Below are 6,534 nucleotides of genomic sequence, written 5' to 3'. Positions count from 1 at the left end.
GAGAACTCACGCCGCCGGATACGATTCCACTGCACCCGCGCCCAGCGGGCCAACAACCAGCAATTCCACTGCTGAGCAGTGCCCGCCTAACTTCGTAGAGCCTGGAAACGACTTTGATGATATCGTCGACCAGGCGCTACAACTGTGGGGCTCTTCCATCGAGCCACACCTCACCGACGATGTCCGCCACCTCGTCGGGCTTCTCCAGGACCAGGAAATGCCGCGCCTCGACGGTCCTAAGCCGACCACCGACGACGTCGGCGTACCGACGCTGCTTGGCCCGCCAGAACCGTTGCCAGGCGGGCATTCCCGACAGCGCCGCGACCACGATCACCGGCACCGCGGGCATCGGCCGGGTTCGTCGCAGCCGACGCAGCGACGCGTTGATGGTCGGGAACGCGGCGTTCTCGACGAGCGTGGCCAGCACAAACCCGGCGCTGCCGAAGAAGTGGTCGCCCCAGAAGTGCTGGTTCGCGTCGAAACCCTCCGGCGGCGCGGGCAGCACCTTGGTGCGCAGCCGTCCCCGACCGCGAATCCGTATCCGGGTCCGGTCCCCGACCGCCCGCACCGCAGACATCGCCCGGTGCGCATTGCCCACCCGGAATCGCGCAGGCACCAGACGCCACGGAACCAGCACATACGATCCGTCGAGGATCACCACTCCGGCCGTGTTCGACGGGTGCGCGCGCGCGAAACCCTCCACGTAGAGCGACGCCATCGAGTGGCCGACCAGGGTGACCGGCGCCGTCACACCGAGCGATGCGAGCACCTCACTCATGCGGGAGATCTCGGCATCCAGCGTCGGCACCCGACCACGTCGCACCGAATCCGACAGACCGTAGCCGGGCCGGTCGTAGCGGATCACCCGCCACCCGCGGATCACCAGGCGGGTGGCGAGCGGGTCGAGGTCGAACCAGTTGCTGCCGAGCGCGGCCATCAACAGGAGTGGCGCACCCGACCCCTCGTCGACCACGTGCAGCCGATCGCCGTCCACGGTGACAAAACGGCCCGGGGGTTCAGGCATCGGCGTGACTCACGAATCGGCAGGTTTGACCATCGGGAAGGCCAGCGACTCGCGGATGGACTGCCCGGTGATGAGCATGACGACGCGGTCCACGCCGACGCCGAGTCCGCCGGTGGGTGGCATCGCATACTCCAGGGCGGCCAGGAAGTCCTCGTCGAGTTCCATCGCCTCCGGATCGCCGTCGGCGGCCAGAATCGACTGCGCGGTAAGCCGTTTGCGCTGTTCGACAGGGTCGGTTAGCTCGGTATAGGCGGTCCCCAGTTCGACGCCCCACGCGACGAGGTCCCAGCGCTCGGCCACGCCCGGCTTGCTGCGGTGCGCCCGGGTCAGCGGCGACGTCGAGGTCGGGAAGTCGGTGTAGAAGGTCGGGAACGTGGTGCGATCCTCGCCCAGGTGCTCATAGAGCTCCAGAACCACTTGCCCCGCATCCCAATCCGTGCGGTGCGCGATGTCGAGGCGGTCACAGATCGCCCGCAACTCCTCCACCGGGGTCTCCCGCGTGATCTCCACACCGGCGCCCTCCGACACCACTTCGTGGACCGTGCGTACCGGCCACGGCCCGGAGATGTCCACGCGGGTCTCGTTGCCGTCCTCGTCGGTCCGCACGATCACCGGTTCTCCGTAGGCCGCAGTCGCAGCGTGCTGGATCATCTCGCGGGTGAGGTCGAGCATCTTCAGGTAATCACTATGCGCCGCATAGGCTTCCAAGCTCGTGAACTCAGGGTTGTGGCTGAAGTCCACGCCCTCGTTGCGGAAGTTGCGACCGATCTCGAAGACCCGCTCGACGCCGCCGACACAGAGCCGCTTGAGGTAGAGCTCGGGCGCGATGCGGAGATATAGGTCGAGGTTGTAGGCATTGATGTGGGTCTGGAACGGTGTCGCGTTGGCGCCGCCGTGGATCTGCTGCAGGATCGGTGTCTCGACCTCGAGGAAGCCACGTTCGGCGAGGAAGTCGCGCAGTGACTTGACCACCACGCTCCGGATGGCCAACAGCTCGCGGCTGCGCTCGTTGATCGCGAGGTCCACATAGCGTTGGCGCACACGGGCTTCCGGGTCGGTCAGCCCCGACCACTTGTCCGGCAGCGGCCGCAGGCATTTGCCGTTGATCCGCCAGGCGTCGATGAGCACCGACAGCTCGCCGGACCGGCTGGCGCCCATGACACCACGGGCCTCGATGAGGTCGCCGAGGTCGACGTCCGACCCGAAATCCGGTGTCCCCGGGATGATTCTGGACTCCTCGACCAGAATCTGCACCTGTCCCGACCAGTCGTGCACGTCGGCGAAGGTCACCTTGCCGAAGTCGCGGAGCCGGGTCACGCGGCCGGCGATGGTGACCTGTGTGCCCTCCGGTTCGGCGATCGCCTGCGCGATGGTGTGCGTCGGCGCGTCGGCCGGCGGGTACGGGTCGAATCCCTCCTCGACCAACCGCTCGAGCTTGGCCAATCGGACACGCACCTGCTCGGGCCGATGCACCTCGACCGACGTCCGATCCTCCTCGGCGGCGAGTTCGGCAATCAGTGCCGGTGCGTCCACGCCGGCCGGGATCGCGGACCGTCCCTCGGTGTAGTGACGCCTGCGACCGAACCGGGGAAGCGTGACGAAGCCTTCGGTGACGATCGTCGCCAACCCCACGCGGGGCAGGATGCGGTTGTCCTCGAAGCACAGATACCGCGGTTCCCAGTCGGGCAGATACTTCGCGTTGGACTTGTAGAGCGACTCCATCTGGAAGAACTTCGAGCCGAACATCAACACGGAATACCCGAGACGCATGACGGGTCCGGCGCCGATCTGCGGGCCCTGCTCGAAGAAGGCGCGGAAGGTCGCGAAGTTCAGCGAGATCTCGGTGATGCCGAATTGCTCTGAGCTACGGCACAACTCGGTGACCATCGTCTCGACGACGCCGTTGATCCCGCCGCGATCGCGACGCATCACGTCCAGCGAGACGCCGCGTCGGCCCCACGGGACAAACGACAGCATGCCGATGACCTTCTCGTCGGCGGTGCCCTCGTGCTCGACCGCCTCGACGAGCAGGCAGTCGTCGTCGGCCCGATCCCCGAGACGCCCGAGGGCCATCGCGAAGCCGCGTTCCTCGTCGGTGTCGCGCCACGCATCCGCCCGCGCCACCATCTGGGTGAGCTCCTCGTCGGACAGCTCGCTGTGCCGACGAATGCGGACCGTGACCCCGGCCCGACGGGTGCGGGTGACCGCCTGCCGCACGGCCTTCATCGCCGAACCGCTGATGCTGAACTCGCGGGTGTGCAGGATCGCCTCGTCGCCGATGTTGAGCGAGCCGAACCCGGCCGCGTCGAAGGCGGCCGCGCCCCGGGAACTCGACCCCATCGCGGCGGGATGCCAGCCGTAACGCTCACACAGAGTGAGGAATTCTTCGATCGCCTCCGGCCACGACTCCGGGTCGCCGACCGGGTCGCCACCGACCAGTCCGACGCCGACTTCGACGCGGTAGGTGAGGGCCGCACGCCCGTCGGGTGAGAACACCACCGCCTTGTCGCGGCGGGTGGAGAAGTAGGCGAGCGAGTCGTCGTCGTTGAACCGGGTGATCAGGGCACGGATCAGCTTCTCGTCGTCGTTGGTCATCAGCGATTGCAGCCGCTGCGATCGGAACAGGACGGTCGCGGCGAAGATCAGCGCCAACGCACCCAGAAGGCCGAGCAGGCTGTCGATGAACACGTGGGTGTGGTGTTCGTCGAAGGTGCGGTCGTCGATCGAGCCGAACGTGACGACCCGGTTGAAGGCGTACGGCAACCGCTCGCCGCGTTCGAGAGAACCGGGCCACGCCCACACCAGCGCCCATCCGATGAGGGTCGCGAGAGCCAGGCCTGCCACGAGTGCGCCGAGGGCGCGCAGGATCGCGCCGCGTCGGACGCGTGTGTAGAACTGCCGATAGGTGACGATCAGGAAGATCAGCGCTGCTGCGTCGATGGCCAGACCGATGCCGATCTCGATGCGTTCGGCGCGGTCGACGCCGAACTCGGACGCGACCGGATCGATCAGCAGGATTGCGTTGCCCGCCATGAACAAGACCAAGTAGACGGTCGAGATCCACCAGGCGATGCGCTTGCGCGACGACAACGCAACAGCCAAGAGTGCCAACACGAACGCCCACGCGAAGCTCGTGTTGGGCAGCGAGATGACGTAGTTGTCGATGAAGTCGCGCGGCACATGGATGATGTGGCGGAACAGCGGGAACAGACTCGACAGCAGCGCGATGCCGGCGATGACACCCACCACGCGGCCCGCGATCTTGGGGGCGTTGCTGCCGAAACCGCTGGGCCGCCTGATCTTTTCGAGGAGATCGAAGGACCGGCGGTCGGCTTCCGTGCTCGCCCGGACCGATCCGGTGCGGTGGTGTGCGGGGTCGTCGGTCTCCGTCGGCGAGGGGTGTGCCGCGGGGGTCTCGATGGCCATTGCTCAACCGTAGTCCCCGACACCGCCAATCCGTTCGGATCGAGACGACGATTTCGGGCAAGATCGGTGATCGTGGACGATGTTTTTGACAACCTCGACGACGTTCCGATTCGCGACGACGTGATCCGGCTCGGTCAATTCCTCAAACTGGCGAACTTGATCGAATCCGGCGCGGAAGCAAAAGAGGTGATCGCGGACGGGCTGGTACTCGTCAACGGCGAGGTCGAAACTCGGCGCGGCCGCCAGCTGAACGTGGGCGACGTGGTCGAGTTCGGTGGCGGCGCGGCTCGCGTCAGCCGTGCAGACGCTTGAGCTCGGCCGGGGTGATCAGCCGCTCGGCCTCGGCGGGGAACATGCGTGCGGTGCGGACGCGGCCTAGACGGCCTCCGCTGATCGAGCTCAACATTGAACTGCGACGGGGAGAATGAAGTGTGTCGGCGAACTTCATGACCAATCAATCCCTGGTTGTCTCTACACTGTTTTCGGCGCCGTATCTGATACGGCTCGTTTTCACTATGGCGTAGTGAAACTTTGTCTCACTGTAGTCGGTCGGCTGCCAGGTTGTCTTCACCAATTCGCGTGGCCTTCGCCACCCGCCGGCTGACGACACGGGGTCGATCAACGTACCGGCTACATCGATCGTCGCACGTCAGGTGTTACCCATCGGTGTGCGACGCGCATCACATTCGCGATCGAATGACATTGGATTCTGGATGCAGAATGACTCAGTTAGACTTCGTCGACATCGATGGGATCGGGGGATTCATGAAACTCACTGCAGTACGACTGTGCGCTACGGCAGCGGCGGTTGCTTCCATCGCGGGTGGCCTGACGCTCGCCGAACCGGCAGCGGCGTCGGCCTACCCGAAGTCGGGTTCGTGCGACACGCACGGAAGCAAGGGGCGCAGCCTCGACTGCGACTGGCAAGTCCAGGACTACAACGTCTATGTGACGATCACCAACACCTCGTCGGTGAGCTCGATCCGCTGCGACGTCGAAGGCATCTCCCTCGAGAAGAAGTCGATCGATCTGCGGCCACGCGCCAAGGGCACCGTCGTGATGAAGCGCGACCCGGAGTGGACGCGGTGGTACGACGTCGACTGCAAGAGCTTCACCGACCAACCCGAACGTGTCGAACAGACCGACAGCTTCGCGGTCTGGAGCGATTGAACCAACACCAGGGGCGGCCTGACGCTGGAGCCTGCTCCCACAGAACAGTTCGAGATCGGGGATCACACATGATCATCGCAGCACGACTATGCGCCACTGCGGTGGCGGTAGCGGCCATCGCTGGGGGTGTCACGCTCGGCACGGCGGGTGACGCAGCGGCAGCAGATGATTGCAACCTGTCCGGTAAGGGTCACGGCCTGGGAAAGAACGTGTCGTGCTCGTGGGAAACGCAGGGCACGAACGTCAAGGTGACCCTCGGCAACGGTTCGAACAGCCGGCTCCGGTGCGATATCGCCGGTTCGGGATCTTCGACTAAGACCTATTACCTGCGGCCGAGTCTGGTGACCACCGTCGACGTTCCGCGAAACCTCAGCAGTCCCACCCGGGTCGACGTCGCCTGCAAGAGCGACACCGGCCAGGAACAGCTGGTGGACAAGCGGGGCAGCTTCAACGCCCGCCCTCCCGCCGGCCAGACAGGCGGATGCTTACTGTCGGGAACCGGTTCGATGATCGCCTGCAGCTGGAAGGCCGACGCGACCACGATCAACGTCACCATCACAAACCGCACGAAAAGCTCGATTCACTGCAAGATCGACGGCTCCGAATCCTCCGAACAGAACTACAAGTGGAAGCCCCGCCAATCGGGCTACGTCGGAGTGAAGCGCGACGCCGACCGTACGACCACGGTGTCGATCGACTGCAAGAACTACTCTGGCGAGCCCGAGCAGGTTCAGAAGACGGGCAGCTTCTCGGTCGCCCGGGCCTCGTGAGACGCCTTCGGATCAGACCCAACTCCGGCCTGATCCGGCCCACAGAAAGTAGGGGAAGAAACTCGTCCCCTACTCTTGGAGTCCTCCCCGCGAATTTTCTAGGGGACGACTACGAACCCCGGGGAAGAAGTTCTTCCCCTAGAT

At 65.2% G+C, this 6,534-nt stretch carries 5 protein-coding genes; 3 read left to right on the top strand and 2 right to left on the bottom strand.

Going from position 1 to position 6,534, the window contains the following annotated elements:
* Positions 1 to 136: 136 nt before the first annotated feature.
* Together ABZW74_RS17790 and lysX are read right to left on the bottom strand one after the other, a co-directional pair.
* Positions 137 to 1,024: an alpha/beta hydrolase gene (locus ABZW74_RS17790; RefSeq protein ID WP_355278023.1), complete on the bottom strand. Its 888-nt coding sequence runs from the start codon at positions 1,022 to 1,024 to the stop codon at positions 137 to 139.
* A 9-nt stretch (positions 1,025 to 1,033) separates the two neighbouring features.
* Entirely contained in the window at positions 1,034 to 4,450 is a 3,417-nt protein-coding gene (gene lysX / locus ABZW74_RS17785; protein ID WP_355278020.1) for a bifunctional lysylphosphatidylglycerol synthetase/lysine--tRNA ligase LysX, read from the bottom strand.
* A gap of 72 nt (positions 4,451 to 4,522) precedes the next feature.
* Between lysX and ABZW74_RS17780 the strand changes: the two genes are divergently transcribed.
* The 3 genes from ABZW74_RS17780 to ABZW74_RS17770 all read left to right on the top strand — a co-directional run bounded on the left by ABZW74_RS17780 (position 4,523) and on the right by ABZW74_RS17770 (position 6,390).
* Positions 4,523 to 4,762 carry an RNA-binding S4 domain-containing protein gene (locus ABZW74_RS17780; protein ID WP_240857471.1) on the top strand — a complete coding sequence of 80 codons (240 nt, stop codon included), beginning with the start codon at positions 4,523 to 4,525 and terminating at the stop codon, positions 4,760 to 4,762.
* Positions 4,763 to 5,170: 408 nt separating this feature from the next.
* Entirely contained in the window at positions 5,171 to 5,620 is a 450-nt protein-coding gene (locus ABZW74_RS17775) for a hypothetical protein (RefSeq protein ID WP_355278018.1), read from the top strand.
* A gap of 68 nt (positions 5,621 to 5,688) precedes the next feature.
* On the top strand, positions 5,689 to 6,390 hold the full coding sequence (locus ABZW74_RS17770) for a hypothetical protein (protein ID WP_355278015.1): 702 nt from the start codon (positions 5,689 to 5,691) through the stop codon (positions 6,388 to 6,390).
* Positions 6,391 to 6,534 lie beyond the last annotated feature (144 nt).

This window comes from Gordonia sp. NPDC003585 (assembly GCF_040610755.1).
In the GTDB taxonomy this organism is placed as follows: Bacteria; Actinomycetota; Actinomycetes; order Mycobacteriales; family Mycobacteriaceae; genus Gordonia.
This window is presented reverse-complemented; position numbering and strand designations above follow the sequence as displayed.

What these genes read in the sequence shown, in the direction of transcription:
- ABZW74_RS17790 (WP_355278023.1), bottom strand. Translation starts at nt 1,024, where the DNA reads ATGCCTGAACCCCCGGGCCGTTTTGTCACCGTGGACGGCGATCGGCTG.
- lysX (WP_355278020.1), bottom strand. Translation starts at nt 4,450, where the DNA reads ATGGCCATCGAGACCCCCGCGGCACACCCCTCGCCGACGGAGACCGAC.
- ABZW74_RS17775 (WP_355278018.1), top strand. Translation starts at nt 5,171, where the DNA reads ATGACTCAGTTAGACTTCGTCGACATCGATGGGATCGGGGGATTCATG.
- ABZW74_RS17770 (WP_355278015.1), top strand. Translation starts at nt 5,689, where the DNA reads ATGATCATCGCAGCACGACTATGCGCCACTGCGGTGGCGGTAGCGGCC.